Consider the following 20,109-nt stretch of genomic DNA (forward strand, 5'->3'; position numbering starts at 1 on the left):
GTTCGCAGTCGCATAAATCACGTCTGCTGACACGCTATCTGTTTGGTACGAGAATCAGCATACCGAATCCAATCGTCATTCGTCAAGAAAAATTTTTAATGATTTTACAATACATCTGTTATCTAAAAATCATTTTCACATACTGATGATTGGCCGCAGCTACGAGTCGATCAACCATGCTTAACTTTAATGCACCGCTGGCCTGTTGCGCCAAGCGAATGAGTGGCGTGTCCAATACGATTGCCTGCTGGAACTTCGCCTCGGGTCCTTGCTTGTCGATATAATCTTTAGTTCGAATTTTGACCGTGATCCACGCCACTAGCCGCAGCAACAATGAGTGTTTCTTCATTTCTCGCGGTGTATTGAGTCGAGTGAATTCGCCTGGTACAAATTCATGTGGTGCCGGTACTTTCTGGTCTGTCAACTGTTCAAAATCTTGAACACTAGGTTTCCCGGAAAGCGTTGTATACCAATTTGGAATCGTTGCAAAGTTATTAAAAGTTTCCCCTGTGAAGCTAACTGGTAAGACAGCATCAATATTAGTGACACTGGTACCAACAGCAATCGCCTTTTGAGCTTCAGGCAAGACCCATGTTTGTGTCTGTTCACGCCACTCCTTAAAGGCTTGTGCCTTCAGCTCGAGAGCAACATTAACGGTTTGTCCAGCTTTGACAAAAACCTTTTTGAATGCCTTTAATGATTTTTCCGGTCGTAATGGTCGTGGTTGTTGTTCTTGAACATAGACCTGGACCACTTCCGCACCATCAACCTGTCCAGTGTTGGTCACTTGCAGGCTAATGGTCAGTGGCTGATCATCGGTTACGTGATCACTTGAGAGCCGAATGTTTTTCAAGGCAAACGATGTGTAGCTCAAACCAAAACCAAATGGAAAGGCGACTGGCACTTTTGCTTTGTCGTAATAACGGTAGCCAATATATGTGCTTTCAACATACGGCACCGACCGAGGGTTTTTATCATAGACATCCGCTGAGGGCACGTCTTGGTATTTTAGCGGATAACTTTCAGCCAGCTTGCCGCTTGGATTGACAGCACCTGTCAAAACGTTGGCAGCTGCGGCCCCGATACGTTCACCGCCAAGTGACAGGTTAACGACAGCTTTGACTTGATCCACCCACGGAAGCTCAACCGGTGCACCGGCTACTAACAGGACAATCACGTTTGGATTAACTGCGGTCACTGCCTGCAATAAATCGTTTTGAACTTTTGGTAAAGCCATATTTTGGCGATCAAAGCCCTCCGACTCATAATTGTCGGGTAGCCCAGCAACAAAAACGACTTTGTCATGGTTGCGTGCCAAGGCTAATGCCTCGGCAGTCGCCTGCGAATCATCCTGATCGTCAAGTCGATAGCCAGCCGCATAATCAAATGACACCTTTTTTTGCTTAAGGCCATCCAAAACTGAAACGATCTCGGAAGCATTAATATGCGAAGACCCTGCCCCTTGGAAGCGTGTAGCTTTAGCCAGCTCACCAATGACCGCGACTGTATCAGTAGCCTGTAATGGTAACAAGGCGGCCTCATTTTTCAGCAGAACAATCGCACTTTCCGCAATTTTTTGCGCCAATTGTCCATTTGCTTGCAGTAATTGCTCTCGCGATCCCTGAAATTTGGGCCGTTGTTTGCGGGCAATTTCGGCAATCTTAGTCACCGCTCGATCTAAGCTGGCCAATTTCAGTGTGCCTTGTTGATAAGCCTGCAGCGCCTCACCATCAAATAAATGATCGTCGCCTGGCATTTCTAAATCCGTACCGGCATTAAGCGCCGCAACCTTATCATTCAACGCTCCCCAATCCGTGATCACTGCCCCGCCAAACCCAAATTGTTGCCGCAACACTTGGGTCATCAAATACAGATTATCACTTGCATAGGTGCCATTAATTTTGTTGTAGGAACACATGACCGCTTCTGGGTGGCTTTCTGTGACAGCAATACGAAAAGCCTCAAGATAGATTTCATGCAAGGCGGTCGGATCCACCAGCGAATCAGATGAAAGCCGGTCATTTTCCTGATTATTCGCTGCAAAATGTTTGAGACATGCAGCAATCCCTTGCGACTGGATACCATTAATCCACGCAGCGCCAAGTTTTCCGGCCAAGAATGGATCTTCACTAAAATACTCAAAGTTCCGACCGCAAAGTGGATTGCGTTTCATATTAACGCCGGGACCAAGTACCATATCGACGCCTAAACTTTGCGCTTCTAATCCAATCGCCTTACCCATTGCTTGAATGAGATCAGGATCCCACGCAGCTGCGCTAGCACTAGCTGTTGGAAAACTGGTACTAGGAACACTATCATTGATTCCGAGATGATCCGCTGCCAGTGCCTGATACCGCAGCCCATGGGGACCATCACTCATCCGAAAACTTGGTATACCTTTATCGGCAAGATGCTCAGAGGTCCAGAAATCTTTTCCAGAAGTTAGTTTCACTTTTTCTTCAGCTGTGATCTTCGCCAGATGAAAGTTAGATACTACCACCCCCATCAAAATTACCTCTTTTCCGGCAAAATTTTTGCCATGTTTTTTTGGAACACTTATTATACCTTAAGATAACGATATTAACGCTTAAAACGGTCGCAATTCATTCATTTAAGTTTCGCCCGAGAAATCAAGGCTTCAATCACAACAGCTTTTGTCAATTTATATAAACATATTTTCAACTAATTGACATTTTGACCATTTAAAATTCAATAACATTTGCTCACAATATCAAAAAGTAGCAAAGAACATTAAAAAACCACATTCAAAATTTTTCTTCCAGAACGTCATAAAAAATTCACAATTACAGATTATTCTTTTCTATGTAGCAAGGAAGTTTACCCCCTTCTTACTACTACCCCAACCCAACTTTTTTTCATTTTTACTCCTCCAAAGTAAAAAGAAGTCGGCACCACCCCCAATGGTGTTGACAGGAAACCCCGCGTACCCCCAATACGCGGGTTTTTTTGTGTAGCGCGAAAGCAGGTTTCTGCGAACGCGTGTGCGAGGGCCTGCAAAATTGGCGGAGTTTTGGTTGTTTAGGTTCAATGTCCTTATGTGCAGATTTCTGGGCTAATTTACCCGTTTCAGCGAAAGCAGGCTCGCTTACCATCTTTAATAGTCCACCAAGCAAAAATGGCAAAAGGCAACTTTGATCTTCCTAACATCGCCTCAGGAAGTTGCAAAGTCGCCTTTTTTAATCGCTGCACAAGCATCTAATCCGCATCGCGCACAACGATTCGATCTCGAATTGCTGTTGGATGTTCCAACTGATCCAGAATTGCCAAGGCCATGTTGCCGGTCGTAATGTGGCTTTGTCCATCTTCGCCTACCAGCAATGTATCCTTGCCAGCAACATAACTCGTTGCTGGCCCACTTGGAAAGGCTTCGCTTGGTGAAATACCAATCCAGTTCACATTCGCGTTCATTTGTAAAAACTGATATTCGTAATATTGGTAAAGGGCGCCATCATACCACGGTTGACTTGCGGCACTTTCTGGAAAGTCAAGAATCATGGGGTGATCCGCACCCGGCATCGCCAAGCTAGCACTTCCCAAAATAAAGACAGCCAGTGTATCGCTGTTGCGCAAGAGACTAACTAAGTGCGTGGCAAAGTCCAGATGTAAATAACCACGGCCCGAACCCCACGGCACACTCAAAGCATCTACCACTGCATCAACGCTATCCAAGTCGGCTTCAGTCAATACCAACGGTTCCTTCACCAACGTGGCAACCGTTGCACCAAGCCGATCAGCGGCCTTCTGCGGATCACGCACAACTGCCAGCACCTCATGTCCACGTCGCCGAGCTTCAGCGACAATGGCACTGCCCGCGCGACCAGTAGCACCCAAAACAGCAATTTTCATTTTGCCTACCTCATTTCATATTGAGCGCAGGTCAATCCGCCTACATGCAACTTGCTGGATTGACGAGCGCATTTATAGGAAGCAACGACCTCTCGTTCATATTCTAGCATGTATCCAGCATTTACGGCTGAATCTGCCTTCTGGGCTTGAAAAAGACAAGAAAACTTCCTTATATTGCCAGTTATGCGGTACACTTAAATCATTAGTATAGAATGTGAGAGGATATTAAATGTCAATTGAAGCTAGCCTTACTTATCAAAAGAAATTCTTCAACGATTTTACCGATGCTTGGCATAAAAAGTCACGTTATCGCCTTTATCAGGGACTAGATGCAACCGCAGAAAATCTGCGGCTAGACATCGAAGAAACGCCTGGTTATATTTTGGCTTATGACAAAAACGCACAGGCGGAACTGCATGATTTTCTGCAGATCGGTCTTATTGATTTTCTGCGCCAGCACATCCCCTTTTTTGAAGTTAATGATCAAGGAACCGTCTACTTTGGTAATTGGTACCACCGACGCGAGTTTGGCCATATTAACGTCATCTTGCGAGCAATCACGCAGTCAGCTGACGAACAGCGCCGCATCCTACCACAACTCGAAGCTTTTTCTGACGATCCCGACCATTATCTAGATCGCCAGTTGGATGCGATGCGCAAAGAGGTTTACCGTGACGTTGATTCATTGCACACCCAAATCGACAACTTGGAAGCCGAAAACGCCCCAGAGCGCGGCCAAGCAACCCAAGGCAACAGCGGTTTCCGCGGCTTGTTGAAAAACTTTATTGATCCGAGTGATGATGACCAAGCATCACCTTCACAACCTTCAGGAGATGCCTCGCGACTGAAAGCACAGTTCGACAAGGAAAAGCTTACCGCAGATGATATTTTCGACAAGCGCAAACGCGAACTTGAAGTTTCCGCAGCCATCACGCGCTATGAATTCCAAGCAGTGATGGGGACTTACAGCTCAGTCGCTGAATTTGAAAATATCTTAGCTAACTTGAAGGATGATTTCATGCAGTCATTAAAGCTTGAAGGAGGGCGCACGCATGCTTAATCTTAATGATGCACATTTGGCTGCCCTGATTACAAAACCACTCACCGTTGCTCAGGCACGCCAACAAATTGGCACAGCATATCAGCAAGAAGCCGATCGTTTAGCAAACTCGCCATTATGGGAATCAAATGATGAGGCATTGACCGCCTTATTGGCAAGCTACACGAATCTCTTGGGCAATAAATTATATCAGGCATTGCAAAACTTGACGTCAATCCCTACCCCATTTTTGCAGACATTGTGGCTGCAGGATACAACGGCAGATGCTCACCACAGCGAAATTGCGGTGATTCAGACGACGCAGGACGACAACAACACATTGTTAACAATTGTGGATCCCTTGAGTGACGATGCCAAATTAAAAGCGGTCAACCTACCGACACTTTTGCAGATCACCGCTGCTGACAGCAATGCCATGACCTACGATGCCGAAACCGTTAAGGCACTGTCTGCCTTAGCCAAAGCGCTCAATCAAGGCGGCTATCGCTTCACCACTGTTGATGAAACTGTCTTGCAACCCGTTAACGGACTAAGTTTCAAGACACGGTTTGATAACCTCAAACCACTCGTTGCAAAAAAGGCAGTCATCAAAGCCGGCGACTTTAGCATTGGTACGTCATTAGATCAGGATGCAAAAGTACTTGGGTATCAAGTCCTAGACGAAGATGGCCACGACTGGCAAGATCTTGGCTCTGAAGAAGTCAAAAATGACCGCTTTGAGTGGGCATCAACTACTGTGCCGCAAGAATTGGTCAATCACCGTCTCAAGCTCATTATTCGTGTTTCGGCAGGCAGTAATTCACCAGCATTGGATGAATTATTCGTCATTGCATCCAACAACGCTATCCTCATGCGACAAGGTGCCAAAGCTGGCGTTTACGAATTGCCACTACCAAATCAAAAGATCTTTACAGTGATGATCAATCCGGCTAATAATATGGTTTATCTGAAGTATCCTGATCCAGAAACGCAGATCATCGAACTTAACCATCAGTATCCATTTATCGGCGAATGGCTTAAAGCTGTCTTGCCGCAAAAACGGGCGTTTAATTAGTAACAGTATTGGCAAGTCATGACAGTCTTTTATCAGGAAGAGCGTAAACTGATGCGGTTAGAATCCGGAGCATAAGCGACCTCAAGCGCATTGGCTGAGCTTTGGCCAGTGTGCTTCAGATCCTGATGTGCCGGCTTCTGCACCAGTGAACACGTTTACGAGGAGGGAATCACGTGGCTAATGAGTTTCCACAAGTGATGACAATCGGCGGTACGGACAGTGACGGCAGTGCCGGTGTCCAAGCCGATTTGCATAGTTTCTTCATGCGCGGCGTTTATGGTGCTACCATTTTAACCGCGGCTGTTGCAGGCAATTCTTACGGGATTCAGGATAGTATGGTCATGCCATTACCGTTCATTGATGCCCAGTTCAAGTCACTCGCTGCTGATTTGCATATTCGCGCTGCTAAAACGGGCATGCTTGCCGATCGCGCACTGGTGCAAAATATTATCAAAAACTGGCAGCAATATGATTTCGGTGCCTTAGTTGTCGATCCCGTTATTATCACTAAACACGGCGCGATGTTGCTAGAACAAGACGCTTATGATGCTGTCAAAAATGAACTGATCCCCCTAGCAACGGTGGTCACCCCCAATCATTACGAGGCCGAGCATCTGACCGGTATGAAACTCGACACCGACGCTCAGACTGAAGCGGCCGCACATCAACTACAAGACTCCGGTGCCAAGAACATTGTTTTAAAAGGTGCCCATGATGATCCTACGCAACCAACTGTGCGTGATTTTGTTTTGCTGGAAAGCGGCAAGTCATTCTGGTTAAGTGAACCTTATCATGCAACCGACCGGGTTAACGGCACAGGTGACACGCTTTCCGCCGTCATCACCGCAGAAATTGGCAAAGGCAACTCAGTTGAGGAAGCCATTCGCATTGCTAAGCGTTTCACCAATCAAGCCATTGGTCATCCAATTGCAGTCGGTCATCAGTACGGCCCGATCAATCACTGGGCCAATAAGATTGTCTACCCACAATTCTAATTAAGACAACAAAAGCGATCAGCTCATTTTAAAAAGAGCTGATCGCTTTTTCATGGCGCCATCGATTCAGATTAATTATATGCAACCTGCTCATCGCCAACTTCACCGAAGTTTTCGTCAAGCGGCACCCGGTAAAGTACCGGTACTTCTCCTTGATAGCCTTCCAAATAAACCTCGCGATGACGATCATCAAATTTAGGAACGAGATGGTCGCGGTTGATCACTGTTTGAATACGCGCAATCGCAGGTGCTTCATCCGTCAGTGGTGTTGAATTAAAGCTTTGAATTTCAAACCCTTCTGCCAACTGTTCTAAGTGAAGCTGCTGGGCAATGGCTGGTTCAAAATGCAGCTGTGTCAGTGCAGCCTCAAACTGGTCTTCATGAATAAACAACGGTTGCTTCAACCACAATCGAAAAATGTGGCGCTTACTGATTTTATCGCCCCCTGACCAAACCGCCTGCAATGGATAGGGATGGTAAGCTTTAAAGTTCGGAATATCAATGCCAGCATCTGGTCCTTCGCTGATCCGCTCAGCAATTTGGGTGACCGCTGCTGCCAGTGACGTGAAGGCTTGATCCGTCACCCGATCTGGTGCCACCCCCATCGCTGTGATATAGCTGCGCGTTGTCAACTTCACAAAACTAGGTTCCTCAGACCGCGAATACTCGTCACGTTCAACTTCCCGCCAATCAAACTTGTGCATCATTTTTTCCTCCTTCAACGTGTTCTCCAGCCCAGAAAGGCGACGACTTCAGCCTTAAATCGCGTATAGGCCAGTTTCTAAGCACGCATGTTAAGCGTTGTCAGATCCTTTTGCACAGAGTGTAGCCATCTACTCGGTGGAATACAATTATTCTGCCTATCAGCCAGCAAAAGATCTAGGCAAAGAAAAAAAGCATTCCCCACCTTTTAGATGTCGAATGCTTTTTTTAGTGATTAGGCACGTGGTCGCGTAAAGAGTTGCAAAATGCCCATGACAACGAGTAAGCCACCAAAGAATGAGAAGACCATCATGACAGTTCTGAACGGATTCAAGGCCATAATGAAGCCCATGATAAGCAACACCACACCATAAATGACGGTCGGCCAAACCGAGACGTTCACAAATTGTTGTCGATTTCGAGCACTTAAAATTTTATTGACGCCATAAATCATCAAGACAATGCCCAGCAGCAATGGCCCGAGACTCATCAGTGGCCGAACGATGACCGGCACCATCAGCGCCAATAACAGGTAAAAGCCCCCTGTAAAAAGCGATGTACCGTAAGTGCCTGATGCTTTGCGGGCTGAAAAGCCGTCAATCAGCTTTGGAATTGCCGCAATAATCAAGACTGCAGCTACGATCCAGATAAAGCTGCGATAGACTTGGCGCGGTGCGATTAAAATCCAGGCACCGATTAAAATCATCAGCAAACCGCGCAGCCATGACCAACGTTGAAGACGATCAAACATTGTTTGCATTTTTTAGGCTCCTTTGTTTTGCTAACTTAACCATAGCATACGGTGAGTTATTTCCCCTCCGTCGTCAGACTGAACTTTCACCATTGTTCGTGATTCCAACTGCGGCCATCGATTTCACCTTCAAGACTTTCACGACGTTTTGCCTGCTGGGTGACGAATGCTTGTAGTGCCCTAAAAAAGGCGGCATTTTCATAAGATGTTGCCTGTTTTTCCTGCACTGCAGCAGCGTTCACTAGCCATTGTTCATCTGTTGTCATTCCGACTCGCCTGCCTTTAATTCGTGTAATGTCAAACGTAAGCGATCAATGTCATCCGTCTGCGCTGCTAATTGATCCGCCAACAATTGTGTATCAGCGTTGCCACTCAATCGATCAATAAACCACTGTGCCTGTTCATCTGGTCGGTCAGGATGGTCAAGCGTCAAATATTGCTGATAACGCACCAATAATTGTTGATGCTCAAGATCTGTTTGATTGGCAAATTGGGCAATTGTCAAAGGCGGCAATAACGTCAAGCCGGTTTTAGCCGCCAAGGCCGCGTATGGTGTCAAAAATTGGCTGATGCTAAAACCAACGCTACCGCCAAGCTGATAGGCGGTCGCCGGTTGACTGAATGTCACGACAAAACCAAGTGATTTGCCGTGTAACAATCCACCTCGCGCATCATAAACAAACTGTTTCAGCCAAACGTCTGTCAGCCACTGATGTAAGCTTGCCGGCGCCATATACCAATAAAGTGGAAACTGAAAAATAAGGCGATCAGCAGACGTGATTGCTTGCTGCTCCGCCGTCACATCAAAGGGTAGCCGACTATCTAAATGATGCCACACGACTTGCGACAAAGAAGCGGCACTCGCCTTTAGAAACTGCTGAGTGTCGCTTTTTTCAATTTCAGGATGACTCACAACGACTAATGTTTCCACGATTATCCTTTCAACAAATACTGCGCAAAGAACGCAACGGTACCCTGCCACGCTTCATCAAGATAGCCTTCAGCATGCTGACCGCCCGGAATCGACTGCAAGGTCACAGGTAAGCCAAGCTTTTCAGCGGCATGTGCCAATTGATAGATGCCGCTAATCGGAATAATCTCTTCCTGCGAATTAGCCAGATACAAAGGTCCTGCCTGAGCGGTCAAACGGTCAAACGGTTCAACTTCAGGGAACTTTGTTTCATCTGAATCAACATAATTCAAAATGAACCATTTGTAAAATGGATCATTACGACCACCTTGATCAATTTTCGCACTTGCCGTTTTCACAAAATCGGTTTTCGTATCCGGCTGAGCAACGACTGCTGGATGATCTGCGAACCACTGACGAATGTCGAAGATGCCCGACCAAGAAACTGTCGGTACCCCCTCGGCTAAGCCAACGTCAACTGACAGCGAACCACCGGCACTGGACCCAAAAACGCCAAGTTGCAACCCTTTAGTATGCTCACGCAACCATGAAAAGGCTGCTAAAACGTCATCACGAGCTGCTGGGAAGAAGGCTTCAGGTGCAAGCCGGTAATTAGGAACCGCCACCGTATAACCAAGTGCGGCAAACCTTTCAGCCATCTCACCTTCTTTATTCTTCTCACCGCGAAACCAACCGCCACCGTGAATGTCGAGGATCGCCGCCCCATTTGACTTCTCTGGTTCATAAAAATCAAGCTTCTGTAATGCTGCGTCACCGTAAGCGATATCTCTTGTTACATTAACTGTCAAAACGCTCACCTCTCCAATCAAATTTGCACTCAGTATAACCCGCTCAACGGCGAAATGTAAGCAATTGACTCAGGGCGTGAAGCGGAGCGGTTAGCTCGGCATAGCCGAGCTGTGCCTGTTCGCACGTTTCAGCCAGCGGGTGAGACGGCCCAGTTTCTGAGCTGATGAACATGTTTCAAAATCACTAAGCCACTCACCCAATACCAATTTCTAATTCATCCCCAGCGCTGCATTCAACTTCTTCTGCACCGTCGGCAACGCCAGCTCACTAAAATGATCCGCTTTCACCCACCGTGCTGGTAAAAAGCTGAGATCGCTCGCCGCAGTTTCGACCCCAATCAACGTCAACTGCCATTGCTGATGCGTAAAAGTATGCTTAACCGTTTTCGCGCCAAGATCCGCAAACGTCAGCTGCATCCCTGACGATGCCGCAAACAACGTGCTGACCTCATCTAACTGCGCACTCATCATGGTACTTTCAAGATCTGCCATGTCAACGAGCGGAAACATCCACAAATCAGCCAGCAAGCCAGTACTTGGCCGCTGTTCAAGTAAATAGCCTTTCTCCGAGCGAATGACTAACGCAAAGTAACGATGCAACACCGGCCGTGGCTTTTTCGTTTTAACCGGATAAGCCGAAACCACCCCATCTCGATAACTGGCATCAAAATCTCGCACCGGAGAATGTGCAGGGTCTGGGTGATTCGCCGACATGTAACTTGAGCCAAGATCCATGACGGCCTGATTAAAATCACCAGGTCGATCTTTTGGCATCAGTGGCTGAATCAAGTCAAAAAAGATCTGACGCGTTTGTGGCCGGGCAATATCCGCATCCACTTTAAACAACCGAGCGAAAACTCGAAAAGCGTTACCGTCAATGGCAGGCACAGGTTCCCCGAAACTAATTGACGCAATCGCTCCGGCTGTGTAAGGCCCGATGCCAGACAATGTCTGCAGTGTTTCTGAGGTCTGCGGCCAAACGCCGCCATAATCGGCAACAATCTGCTTGGCTGCCTGTTGCAGACGGCGTGCGCGGGAATAATAACCCAAGCCCTCCCACGCCTTCAGAACCTCTGCTTCTGGCGCCTTCGCTAAGGCTCCCACGGTCGGGAATTGATTCATAAACCGTTCATAATAAGGAATCACCGTCTGCACTTGCGTTTGCTGCAGCATGAGCTCACTAACCATGACATGATAAGGATCATGATCCTCGCGCCACGGCAATTGACGCGCATGTTGATCATACCAATTCAATAAGGCCTTTTGAAAAGCCGCCACTTTTTCCGGCGGCCAGTTCATTAATTTGTTTGTCATCATAACCACTAGCTTACCATGGACTTGAAAATCGGGAAATATTGAACTGCTTTTGTTGGTGAGTGGGAATCCTTGTTTCAAGCTGAAATGCGCGAGCAAGGTCCAGAAGCCTGTGCATAAGGACCTCGAACCTAAACGACCAAAGCCCTGTCATGATATTGTGGCTCGCCGAAGCGCGCAAACTGACCTAGAAACCTGCGCATAAGGAGCTTGAATCTAAATGGCTAAAGCTTAGCCATGATATTGTGGCTCTCTGAAACGCGCGAAAAGGCGCAGGAACCTGCGAACCTAAACGACCAAAGCCCTGTCGTTTAGGTTCGAGGCCGCTTATGTTCCGGTTTCTAACCGAGCCTTTTCGCGCTCTACAAAAAAATCACCCCAACGACCATACGTATCGCTGGGATGACTTTAACGACTCAATGATCACTGCAACTGCGGCAATTCTCATCGATTTTTGTTTGCTTACTCATGGGTTCTGCCCACTAACGGCAGAAGTGCCGCTTCTATTCATGCTTGCAATGCAGTCCGTAAATCTTGGGTCAACTGATGACGAACATTATTGAATTTCAATGTTGTGACCAGACTCCTTAGATTCAGTCAGCTTAGGCATGGTGATATTGAGGACACCATCCTGATAGGCTGCCTTGATGTTGCTTGCATCAACGTTTGGTAGTTGATAGCTCCGACTCATTGTGCCGTAGTTACGTTCGGACATCATGACGTTGCCGTTCTTATCAGCGTGGTCGGTGATATCGTCCTTATGAACGTTAATACTCAGAACACCATCGTGGTAGTTCATCTTGATGTTGTTCTTATCAATCCCAGGTACATCCACATGAACTTCGTAAGCGTCCTTGGTCTCCTTAACATCGGTCAGTAATCCGTTGACGGCCGTGCTGGTGATGGCAGGTGTTGCCCAATCCATCCAGTCAGATACCGGGCCGAAGAACCGGCGTGCCAAGTTGTCAAAGAACGGATCATTCACATTGTTCATCAACTCATTATTACGACGATTCAAAACTTCATTAGCCATAACAGATAGCTTCCTTTCAATATAGAGACATTGGCGATTCGGGAGAAACACATTTGCTCTGAAGCTCTTGTTCCTTCTCCCTCGCTCCACCTATAGTTATACCACAAACTAGCACTTGTGAACGCTAAGTGCTAATAATTTTTGAAAAAAGCTGATTAATCGGCTTCTTTGCATACTCTCACATGCGTTATAGCTTTTAATTTCTTTGTAGACCATTATTAAAAAAGTCTTAGTATTGCGGCAACTGCTCAATAGACACGACTAGTATGCGGCGTCATGGGTAAAAGCGCTAGCTTAATGGCGATAAATACCGTCTTTGCCATCATAGACAGTTACTGTCACTGGGGCGCAAAAGTTGCAGATCTGGCTGTCTCGAAAATGAATATTGGGCTATAGATCTTTGAAAACGCGCAAACTGGCCCAGAAACCTGCACATAAGGACTTCGAACGTAAAAAGACCAAAGCCCTGTCTGATATTGCTGAACTCCGAAACGCGCAAACCGACCCAGAAACCGAAGCATAAGGGCTTCGAACCTACACGACCAAAGCCCTGCCTGATATTGCTGAACTCCGAAACGCGCAAACCGGCCCAGAAACCTACGCATAAGGACCCCGAACCTAAACGACCAAAGCCCTGCCGTTTAGGTTCGGGGCCACTTATGCTTCGGTTTCTAAGCGGGCCGGTTTGCGCTCTGCAAAAAAAAGCCCTGAACAGTTAACTGTTCAGGACCAGCGACTCAACTAACATTAATTTTCGCTTTCAAGGCGTTCTGCTTCTTCGTCAATCGTTTCGAAGCCAGACTTCTTTGACTTCTTTTCGGGATGGTCTTGGCGCTCCTTTTCGACTTTAGCGATCAAAGCTTTTTTCTGTTCTTTGCTCAATGATGCCATGTGATGTCGCCTCTTTTTGGTGTGAGTTCGTAGGATTGACCCTTACAATCTCTGTTATACCACTTTCACGTAGACTTGGCACACTCAATTTAAAAGTGCTAAGCCGAGTGAAGGATCTTTAAGCGACTGCGGCCCGTACCTGCTGGCTCAACTTGCAACTGATCGGGAATATTATCCCGCAGCTCGGTCACATGTGAAATGATGCCGATTAGCCGCGATTCGCCTTCTAATGATTCTAACGCATTCATCGCCACATCAAGACTATTGGCATCAAGGCTGCCGAAGCCTTCATCAACAAACAATGCATCAATATTAATCCCGCCGCTTTCCTGCTGAATCACTTCACCCAAAGCCAGCGCCAAGCTAAGGGCAGCGATGAAGCTTTCACCGCCTGATAGCGTCTGCACAGCTCGTTTCTCACCAACCTGATCATCGTAAACATCAATTTCCAACCCAGAGTGGATCTTCTGCGTCCCCAAGCTGGTATGCAAAACAAATTGATACCGGTTATTGGACAAAACCTGCAGACGGCTATTGGCCACATTCAGAATTTCTTGCAAATAAGCCTGCAAAACGTATCGCTCCAGACTGAGTTTCTTGGGACCATTGCCATTCATCACAGTGGCCAGTGTTTGTAAATCCGCATAGGCTGCAAGCGCCGTTTGATTGGCCGTAAAGATAGTGGCGGCTTGTTTGGCCAATTTTTCAGCAGCATCATGCGCCTGACTAATCTTAATCAAAGCCGTTTGGTCGTTTGTTGCTGTCGTTTCCGCTGCTGTTGCTTCGGCCTCAAGCTGATCAAGCTGTGGCTGTGCTTGGGTACCAATAGTTTTATTGGCGGCATCTAATAACGTTTGTTGCTTGAGCTGTGTATGCTCATAAGTCTGAACCTGTTCGTTCAATAGCGGTAATTGTGATACCCGCAGTTGCAACTCGGCGAACCGTTGCTTGCCATCAGCACCAAAATACTGCGTGACTGCTATCGTAAAGGTTGCTTTTGCTTCCGCCTGTTCCTTGGTCAAAGCAGTCACTTGTGCCGCGGCGTGTTTCTCGTCTGCTTGCAACCCGGCTAATTGCCGATCCAAAGCATTGACCCTTGCCTGCGCCTCCTGAAGTTGAGCCTGATACGTTGTAATGGTTGTCTGCAGGGTTGTAGCTTGAGCAGCGACCGTCGCCAAATCCGTCGCTTCCGCGGGCAGGTTCTTTTGCATGGTCTTCAACGCACTTTGCGCTTCAGCCGCATCAATTCTAGCCGTGTTCAAACTAGCTTCGCATTGCTGAACTTTTGTCGTACCGGTAGTGATGGCCTTGTCACTCTTTTTTAGCGCAACTTGCAAAGCAGCGTGCTCCGTTTGCGCTTCCGTTAACTGGTGCTCGTTAGTTGCCGCCAGTGTTTTCAACGCCGTTAATTGTTGTAAAATACCAGTTTTATCCGCAACGCCTGCAATCAGTTTGGCCTGTTCTTGCCAATGCTCAGTAAAAGCCTGCCTTGCCTGTGCAGTTTTGGCCTTCGCAGTTTTCAGTTGGGTTTCAAGATTCGCCAATTGTGTCTCGACCATAGTTTTTCTTGCGGCAGCCTTTTGCCGTTCCTGATCGGCTTGTTTCAACGCTGCTTCGCTCACCAATGGTTCGTCAACCACAAGCGCCGGATGCGGATGGCTAGTACTGCCGCAAACAGGACATGGGCTGTCAGGCTCGAGCTTAGCAGCCAAATGTGCAATTTGTTGGCGAATCTGAGTCTGCTGAAGCTTGTTCAAATGCGAGGTTGTGGCTGCTACCTGCGTTTCGGCTTGCTCCAGCGTAACTTGGGTTTTTTTGATGGCCATAGACAACTGTGCAACATCAGCTTGAGCTTCCTGATAATTAGCAGCCTGTGGCACTAAGGCAGCCAATAAGTTGCGCTGAGTATTGACCGTGTTTATCAGCTCATCCAAGCCCAAGTTATCCAGACTTGTTTGCTGCTGTGTTTTAACGGTTTGGGCGTCTGTCAACTGCTGTTGTGCGTGCGTCAACGCAAGCTCAGCCTCATTAACAATCGCTGCTTGTTTAATCACCTGTTTATTTTGTTCGGCGATGGCTGTCAACTGTTGCTGAACAGCCTGTAAACTATTCAGTTGTTTCTTTTGGGCCTCAATCTGGTCTGATTTGGCCTGCAAGCGTGCTAAAGCTTGCTTGTCCAGAGAAAATTTCTGTTCGGTCGTCGTTAAAGCTGCTTGCGTTTGTTCAGACTGCACAATTGCCGCTTTAAGATCTTGTCCAGCCTTTTGAACACGTTGAGCAGCATTTTCATGTTGCTGTACCCATGTCAATTGTTCAATTTGTTTTAATTGCTTCTGATGGGTTTGTTTTTGCTCCGCCAGTTTTGCTAAAGCTGTGGCGGCTTGTTCTCGCTCTGTAAAAGCCTGCGCCAATTGTTGCCCCTGTTGCAGTGCCGTTTGTGCTTCCTGATATCGTTGGTGACTTTGCGCCGCGGTCGCTTGTCTTGCTGTCACAACTTTCGCTTGACTCGCCACCGTTGCTCTCATCAATGACAGCTTATCCGCCATCGTAGCATGCTCGTCAGGAGCCGTCTCGAAGTCAAACTGCGACATCAAAACGTCTAACATCCGCTCTTGGTCCTGAATGGCTGCTCCCTTGGCCTTCATCTGCGCCAACATAGCGGTTTGCCAACGTTGAATCAACTGAGTACCGAACAAGTCACGCAGTAGATCTTCTTTCGCATTGCTATCAGCATCTAAGAAGCGGCGAAAATCGCCTTGTGGCAACAAAACAATCTGTCGAAACTGCGAAGCATCAAGGTGTAAAACGGCGTCTAGCTGTTCCTGAACTTGATTTTTCTTACGGTACTCAGCCACCTGTTTTTCATCTGAGGAGATAGCTAGCAACACCTTAGCTTTGACTTCGGTTAGTCCATCGCCGCGTTTTTTACTTTGCAATTGCGGCGGTTGGCGCTCGATTAAATAATGTTTGCCATCATGATCAAAGGTGAGTGTCACCTTTGTTAAATCGCTGTTACCTGCAAAATTTGAGCGCATTTGCCCACCGTCACGCTCACCTGACGTTTCACCATACAAGGCATAAATCAAAGCATCAAAAATCGTGGTTTTACCACTGCCGGTCGGCCCGCTGATCAAGAATAAGGGACTGGTGCGAAAATCGTCAAAATCAACGACTGCATCTGCATACGGACCAAAAAATTGCATGTGTAATTGTTTAAGTTGCATTATGCCTGCTCCTTTTTAGCCGTCGTCAACCCTGCCTTCGCCCACTTAATCTGGGCGGCCGACAAATCATCTTGTGTCATATCTTTAAAAAAAGTCTGCAGCAAACTCATCGGATCCAAATCACGCTGCCGCTCTTGCAAAGGCTTGACGGCATTCACACCGTTCTCACGGCGCAGGCTAATAATCCGCGGATAAATCTGGCGTAATTGCGCCATGACATTAGGAATTACTTGCGTATCGGTCAAATCAATCCCAATATAGGCATCTCGATCCTGCTGCTGATAGTATGCTGGAGCCGTCAAGTCGGCATAACTAGCTTTTAACTCGATTAAATCGTGCTTAGGCTTCAACGGCACAAACTCACGATCCATGGTCTCAGTATCGACAATATAGACCCCTTTTTCTTGATGGGCCTCGCTGACCGCATATTTTAACAAAGCACCGCTATATTGAATCTTTGGTTCACCATGCAAAGCATGATGGTTGTGCAGATGCCCTAGTGCCACATAATCAAATGCTGCCAAATCATCCAGCGGTACCGCGTCCAGTCCACCAACATTAACTTTCGTTTCCGAAGCACTATGGTCAGTTCCAGCAGCGAAAAAATGACTAACCAGAATATGACGCATATCTGGCTTAAATAAAGTCTTCATTTTCGCGACAATCGGGCGAATTGCCTGAGCCACATTCGTGATTGTCTTATCTTGAAAATAGTCACGAACAGCAAAGGGTTCAAAATACGGCAGCAAAAAGAATTGCACGCCATCCAACTCAATGGGTGTAAAAGCTTCGGCTACTTGGGTATTAACAAACATTTTAGTAGCGGCATACCATGCCCGACCTGTGCGCAGGCGTACCGCAGAGTCATGGTTGCCTGAAATGACCAACAACGGATAGCCGTGGTCACGATTCAACTTAATCAACATGTTATCCAGAACGGAAACAGCAGCTTCGCTTGGCAAGGCGCGGTCATAGAGATCCCCCGCAATGATAATAGCATCAACTTTATGCGTCTCAGCCGTTTCCACCAGCTGCTCAAACACAGCTTGTTGATCCTCAAGCAAATCAAAATCATTAAGTTTTTTGCCAATATGCCAATCGGCTGTGTGTAAGAATCTCATCGTTATGCCTTTCCTTGTTATCGCTTACTTGCTACAATTATCTTTATTGGGAGGAATATCATGAACACTTTTATCTTCGACATCGATGGTACGCTGCTCGACAATGTAGAGGCGTATTTGTATGGCTTACAAAAAACATTACGCCGCCATGGCCGAGAGGTCCCCATTCATGAATTAACCTGGACCAATGGGCGTGCGGGCGTTGACAGCCTCGCGGAACTCGGATTCAGTGCCGCAGAAATTCCTGAAGTCCATGAGCAATGGCGAGAAGATTCGAAGGAATTCCTCACCGACATTGCTTGGTTTCCCGGTATGCAGCATGCGCTCAATCAGCTCAAACAAACCTACAAGCTTGGCCTAGTGACGTCAAAAGACAAGACGCAGTTCATTGAAGAAGACAAAAAGTTTCATTTTAGTCCTTACTTCGACGCGATCGTGGTTGCTGGCGAGGCCAAACGCAACAAACCCTTTGGCGATCCCATCACCCTCGCACGTGAACGTTTGGGCAGTGAGCCAGCATCAACGATCTACATTGGTGATACACCGACTGATGCACAGGCAGCTGCCGACGCCAAGGTTGCTTTTGCACTTGCAGGTTGGACCACGCCGCCAAGTAATGAAGTAATGCCTCGGGTTGCGGTGCTACAACAGGCAAGTGATTTGCTGACTTTGCCAACCTTAGCTTGACGTGTTGTTCCTATTATATACTACGTTAAAATGACGTTTATCCACAATTTCCAACCAAAAACCGCCAAAGGGTGCGTGCGCACATGCAACTATTGGCGGTTTTTTTTAAACTTACTTTTTGAATTTATGCCATGAATTTCTCATCTATACCAGCTAAAAAGCCATCCGACACAGGTCACCCAGCATAAGCATTTTTGTGAAACCGTTCGTGAAAACAGATTTATGTGTGTGTATGTTGTTTTCTGTTTGGTTAAATGTCGCATTATATTTGTTTGTTCATTGTAAACCGTTTTCTTGTGATCTCTATCAATTATCATCAAGGCAAATGAAATCTTAATAGACATCGTATTTATAGGCTTGACGAATATTGAACTCGGTGGTAACTTGAACAATGTAATAAGAAACAAAATCAAACAACAATGAACACACGTGCGAGGTGAGGATATGTTAAAAGACGAGCGCTTACTGACAATACGTAATTTAGTTGACCGCAAGGGTATTGTAACTGTCAACGAAATCGGGGAAAGCCTTGGTGTTTCAACGATGACGGTGCGACGGGATTTGGAAGAGCTTGCCGACCAAAAAGAGTTAGTCCGCATTCATGGCGGCGCCCAAAGTACCAACTTTAAACCGCTGACTGAATTATCCCGAAATGAAAAGCGATCAATTCATGTGAATGAAAAGCGAAAAATCGCCGCAACAATTGCCGCACTGATCATACCAGGCGACACGATCTATATCGGCCCTGGGACCACGAACGAAATGATTGCACAATATCTCAAAAAACCCGATGTGCGCATCATCACCAACAGTCTCCCTGTTTTTCAAAGCTTTCAGGATCGCGCGGATTTCTTTTCACTGCAACTAATTGGCGGACGGCTTCGGGCTCGATCTGGCGCATTTATCGGCAGCTTAGCAAACGAAATGCTAGCACATCTCACCACCACGAAAGCATTTATCAGTGTCAACGGTATTGCGGACAATCATATCAGCAATGCTAGCCCCGAAGAAGGCCAGACACAACGTATTGCCTTAGACAATGCGGGCATGAAACTTGTGGTCGCAGATCATTTCAAGTTGAATCGGCAAGACTTCTATAGCTTCTATGATCTTGATCAGACAGATGGCTTGATTACCGATCCGGGCATCAGTCGCGATGATCTTCAACATTACAACACGTTCACACATGTCATCACAGATAAAACAAATAAAGGAGAATAAGAACATGGATGTCATTATTGGCGCAGACAAAGATGGATTCGCAATGAAGGAACAAGTTAAAAAATATTTAGAGGATCATCAGTATCGGGTTAAGGATATGACCCCAGAACCTGCTGAAGATTTTGTTGATTCATCTTTGGCTGTTACAAAGGAACTGTTGAGCGGCGATGCACATAAAGCCATCATGTTTGACCGTTACGGTATGGGCTCAGCAATGGCCTCAAATAAAGTCAAGGGCATGGTCACCGCGGTTGTCGAAGAAGAAAACACCGCCCATATGACCGCCGAACACAATGGCGCCAAGGCAATTGCTATTGGCACTGGCATCACAGGTTATGATCGTGCACTTGTGATCATCCAACGTTATCTGGACACCGAATATGCAGGCGGCCGTCACCAAATCCGCCTCGACATGCTCGAAAAAATGATTTAGTCCCCTTGCCTACAGCCTAAAAGAAGAAAGGAAGCTT

The 20,109-nt window shown here is 46.8% G+C and carries 19 protein-coding genes; 7 read left to right on the forward strand and 12 right to left on the reverse strand.

Annotation, left to right across the window (positions count from 1 at the left end):
* Positions 1–118: 118 nt before the first annotated feature.
* Together ACWPAB_RS05535 and ACWPAB_RS05540 are read right to left on the reverse strand one after the other, a co-directional pair.
* A complete protein-coding gene (locus ACWPAB_RS05535) occupies positions 119–2,506 on the reverse strand; it encodes a beta-glucosidase family protein (protein WP_003607413.1) in 2,388 nt (795 codons plus the stop codon).
* A gap of 710 nt (positions 2,507–3,216) precedes the next feature.
* Complete coding sequence (locus ACWPAB_RS05540; RefSeq protein WP_003569202.1) at positions 3,217–3,867, reverse strand: SDR family oxidoreductase; 651 nt, start codon at positions 3,865–3,867, stop codon at positions 3,217–3,219.
* A gap of 229 nt (positions 3,868–4,096) precedes the next feature.
* Between ACWPAB_RS05540 and ACWPAB_RS05545 the strand changes: the two genes are divergently transcribed.
* From ACWPAB_RS05545 to thiD, 3 genes are all read left to right on the forward strand, one after another.
* Complete coding sequence (locus tag ACWPAB_RS05545) at positions 4,097–4,927, forward strand: hypothetical protein (protein ID WP_003569200.1); 831 nt, start codon at positions 4,097–4,099, stop codon at positions 4,925–4,927.
* The gene (locus ACWPAB_RS05550) at positions 4,920–5,981 is read left to right on the forward strand and encodes a hypothetical protein (protein WP_003563792.1); all 1,062 of its coding nucleotides are present in this window, start codon (positions 4,920–4,922) and stop codon (positions 5,979–5,981) included. The genes ACWPAB_RS05545 and ACWPAB_RS05550 overlap by 8 nt, the downstream gene beginning before the upstream one ends.
* A gap of 173 nt (positions 5,982–6,154) precedes the next feature.
* Positions 6,155–6,976 carry a bifunctional hydroxymethylpyrimidine kinase/phosphomethylpyrimidine kinase gene (gene thiD, locus ACWPAB_RS05555; RefSeq protein WP_003563790.1) on the forward strand — a complete coding sequence of 274 codons (822 nt, stop codon included), beginning with the start codon at positions 6,155–6,157 and terminating at the stop codon, positions 6,974–6,976.
* A 71-nt stretch (positions 6,977–7,047) separates the two neighbouring features.
* Here thiD and ACWPAB_RS05560 read toward each other — a convergent pair whose 3' ends face one another.
* The 6 genes from ACWPAB_RS05560 to mutY all read right to left on the reverse strand — a co-directional run bounded on the left by ACWPAB_RS05560 (position 7,048) and on the right by mutY (position 11,462).
* Positions 7,048–7,680, reverse strand: coding sequence for a hypothetical protein (locus ACWPAB_RS05560; protein WP_011674244.1), 633 nt, complete (start codon positions 7,678–7,680; stop codon positions 7,048–7,050).
* Between the two features lie 233 nt (positions 7,681–7,913).
* The gene (locus ACWPAB_RS05565; protein WP_003569192.1) at positions 7,914–8,438 is read right to left on the reverse strand and encodes an HdeD family acid-resistance protein; all 525 of its coding nucleotides are present in this window, start codon (positions 8,436–8,438) and stop codon (positions 7,914–7,916) included.
* A gap of 77 nt (positions 8,439–8,515) precedes the next feature.
* A complete protein-coding gene (locus ACWPAB_RS05570) occupies positions 8,516–8,695 on the reverse strand; it encodes a hypothetical protein (RefSeq protein ID WP_003563777.1) in 180 nt (59 codons plus the stop codon).
* On the reverse strand, positions 8,692–9,360 hold the full coding sequence (locus ACWPAB_RS05575; protein WP_003563776.1) for an NAD(P)H-dependent oxidoreductase: 669 nt from the start codon (positions 9,358–9,360) through the stop codon (positions 8,692–8,694). The genes ACWPAB_RS05570 and ACWPAB_RS05575 overlap by 4 nt, the downstream gene beginning before the upstream one ends.
* A gap of 2 nt (positions 9,361–9,362) precedes the next feature.
* Positions 9,363–10,148 (reverse strand): alpha/beta hydrolase, encoded by a 786-nt coding sequence (locus ACWPAB_RS05580; protein WP_003569189.1) that lies wholly within the window; start codon positions 10,146–10,148, stop codon positions 9,363–9,365.
* A gap of 210 nt (positions 10,149–10,358) precedes the next feature.
* Entirely contained in the window at positions 10,359–11,462 is a 1,104-nt protein-coding gene (gene mutY / locus ACWPAB_RS05585; RefSeq protein WP_003569186.1) for an A/G-specific adenine glycosylase, read from the reverse strand.
* A 329-nt stretch (positions 11,463–11,791) separates the two neighbouring features.
* Here mutY and ACWPAB_RS05590 point away from each other — a divergent pair, with 329 nt between their 5' ends.
* Positions 11,792–12,025: a hypothetical protein gene (locus ACWPAB_RS05590; RefSeq protein WP_016363499.1), complete on the forward strand. Its 234-nt coding sequence runs from the start codon at positions 11,792–11,794 to the stop codon at positions 12,023–12,025.
* Here the strand turns inward: ACWPAB_RS05590 and ACWPAB_RS05595 are convergent.
* The 4 genes from ACWPAB_RS05595 to ACWPAB_RS05610 all read right to left on the reverse strand — a co-directional run bounded on the left by ACWPAB_RS05595 (position 12,019) and on the right by ACWPAB_RS05610 (position 17,731).
* Complete coding sequence (locus tag ACWPAB_RS05595) at positions 12,019–12,495, reverse strand: Hsp20/alpha crystallin family protein (protein WP_003573966.1); 477 nt, start codon at positions 12,493–12,495, stop codon at positions 12,019–12,021. The genes ACWPAB_RS05590 and ACWPAB_RS05595 overlap by 7 nt on opposite strands.
* A gap of 747 nt (positions 12,496–13,242) precedes the next feature.
* On the reverse strand, positions 13,243–13,386 hold the full coding sequence (locus ACWPAB_RS05600) for a hypothetical protein (protein ID WP_003563758.1): 144 nt from the start codon (positions 13,384–13,386) through the stop codon (positions 13,243–13,245).
* 98 nt (positions 13,387–13,484) lie between these two features.
* Complete coding sequence (locus ACWPAB_RS05605) at positions 13,485–16,610, reverse strand: AAA family ATPase (RefSeq protein WP_003587361.1); 3,126 nt, start codon at positions 16,608–16,610, stop codon at positions 13,485–13,487.
* Positions 16,610–17,731 (reverse strand): exonuclease SbcCD subunit D, encoded by a 1,122-nt coding sequence (locus ACWPAB_RS05610; protein ID WP_016381496.1) that lies wholly within the window; start codon positions 17,729–17,731, stop codon positions 16,610–16,612. Before ACWPAB_RS05610 ends, ACWPAB_RS05605 begins: the two co-directional genes overlap by 1 nt.
* Positions 17,732–17,791: 60 nt before the next feature.
* Between ACWPAB_RS05610 and ACWPAB_RS05615 the strand changes: the two genes are divergently transcribed.
* The 3 genes from ACWPAB_RS05615 to lacA all read left to right on the forward strand — a co-directional run bounded on the left by ACWPAB_RS05615 (position 17,792) and on the right by lacA (position 20,072).
* The gene (locus ACWPAB_RS05615) at positions 17,792–18,418 is read left to right on the forward strand and encodes an HAD family hydrolase (protein WP_003563745.1); all 627 of its coding nucleotides are present in this window, start codon (positions 17,792–17,794) and stop codon (positions 18,416–18,418) included.
* A gap of 444 nt (positions 18,419–18,862) precedes the next feature.
* A complete protein-coding gene (locus ACWPAB_RS05620) occupies positions 18,863–19,639 on the forward strand; it encodes a DeoR/GlpR family DNA-binding transcription regulator (RefSeq protein ID WP_003563743.1) in 777 nt (258 codons plus the stop codon).
* Between the two features lie 4 nt (positions 19,640–19,643).
* The gene (lacA, locus tag ACWPAB_RS05625) at positions 19,644–20,072 is read left to right on the forward strand and encodes a galactose-6-phosphate isomerase subunit LacA (protein ID WP_003569175.1); all 429 of its coding nucleotides are present in this window, start codon (positions 19,644–19,646) and stop codon (positions 20,070–20,072) included.
* Positions 20,073–20,109: the final 37 nt, after the last annotated feature.

It is taken from the genome of Lacticaseibacillus sp. 30 (assembly GCF_053819265.1).

Excerpts from the sequence above, each read along its gene's own strand:
- ACWPAB_RS05535 (WP_003607413.1), bottom strand. The coding sequence starts at position 2,506 with ATGGGGGTGGTAGTATCTAACTTTCATCTGGCGAAGATCACAGCTGAA.
- ACWPAB_RS05540 (WP_003569202.1), bottom strand. The coding sequence starts at position 3,867 with ATGAAAATTGCTGTTTTGGGTGCTACTGGTCGCGCGGGCAGTGCCATT.
- ACWPAB_RS05545 (WP_003569200.1), top strand. The coding sequence starts at position 4,097 with ATGTCAATTGAAGCTAGCCTTACTTATCAAAAGAAATTCTTCAACGAT.
- ACWPAB_RS05550 (WP_003563792.1), top strand. The coding sequence starts at position 4,920 with ATGCTTAATCTTAATGATGCACATTTGGCTGCCCTGATTACAAAACCA.
- ACWPAB_RS05560 (WP_011674244.1), bottom strand. The coding sequence starts at position 7,680 with ATGCACAAGTTTGATTGGCGGGAAGTTGAACGTGACGAGTATTCGCGG.
- ACWPAB_RS05565 (WP_003569192.1), bottom strand. The coding sequence starts at position 8,438 with ATGCAAACAATGTTTGATCGTCTTCAACGTTGGTCATGGCTGCGCGGT.
- ACWPAB_RS05570 (WP_003563777.1), bottom strand. The coding sequence starts at position 8,695 with ATGACAACAGATGAACAATGGCTAGTGAACGCTGCTGCAGTGCAGGAA.
- mutY (WP_003569186.1), bottom strand. The coding sequence starts at position 11,462 with ATGACAAACAAATTAATGAACTGGCCGCCGGAAAAAGTGGCGGCTTTT.
- ACWPAB_RS05590 (WP_016363499.1), top strand. The coding sequence starts at position 11,792 with ATGTTCCGGTTTCTAACCGAGCCTTTTCGCGCTCTACAAAAAAATCAC.
- ACWPAB_RS05595 (WP_003573966.1), bottom strand. The coding sequence starts at position 12,495 with ATGGCTAATGAAGTTTTGAATCGTCGTAATAATGAGTTGATGAACAAT.
- ACWPAB_RS05600 (WP_003563758.1), bottom strand. The coding sequence starts at position 13,386 with ATGGCATCATTGAGCAAAGAACAGAAAAAAGCTTTGATCGCTAAAGTC.
- ACWPAB_RS05605 (WP_003587361.1), bottom strand. The coding sequence starts at position 16,610 with ATGCAACTTAAACAATTACACATGCAATTTTTTGGTCCGTATGCAGAT.
- ACWPAB_RS05610 (WP_016381496.1), bottom strand. The coding sequence starts at position 17,731 with ATGAGATTCTTACACACAGCCGATTGGCATATTGGCAAAAAACTTAAT.
- ACWPAB_RS05615 (WP_003563745.1), top strand. The coding sequence starts at position 17,792 with ATGAACACTTTTATCTTCGACATCGATGGTACGCTGCTCGACAATGTA.
- ACWPAB_RS05620 (WP_003563743.1), top strand. The coding sequence starts at position 18,863 with ATGTTAAAAGACGAGCGCTTACTGACAATACGTAATTTAGTTGACCGC.
- lacA (WP_003569175.1), top strand. The coding sequence starts at position 19,644 with ATGGATGTCATTATTGGCGCAGACAAAGATGGATTCGCAATGAAGGAA.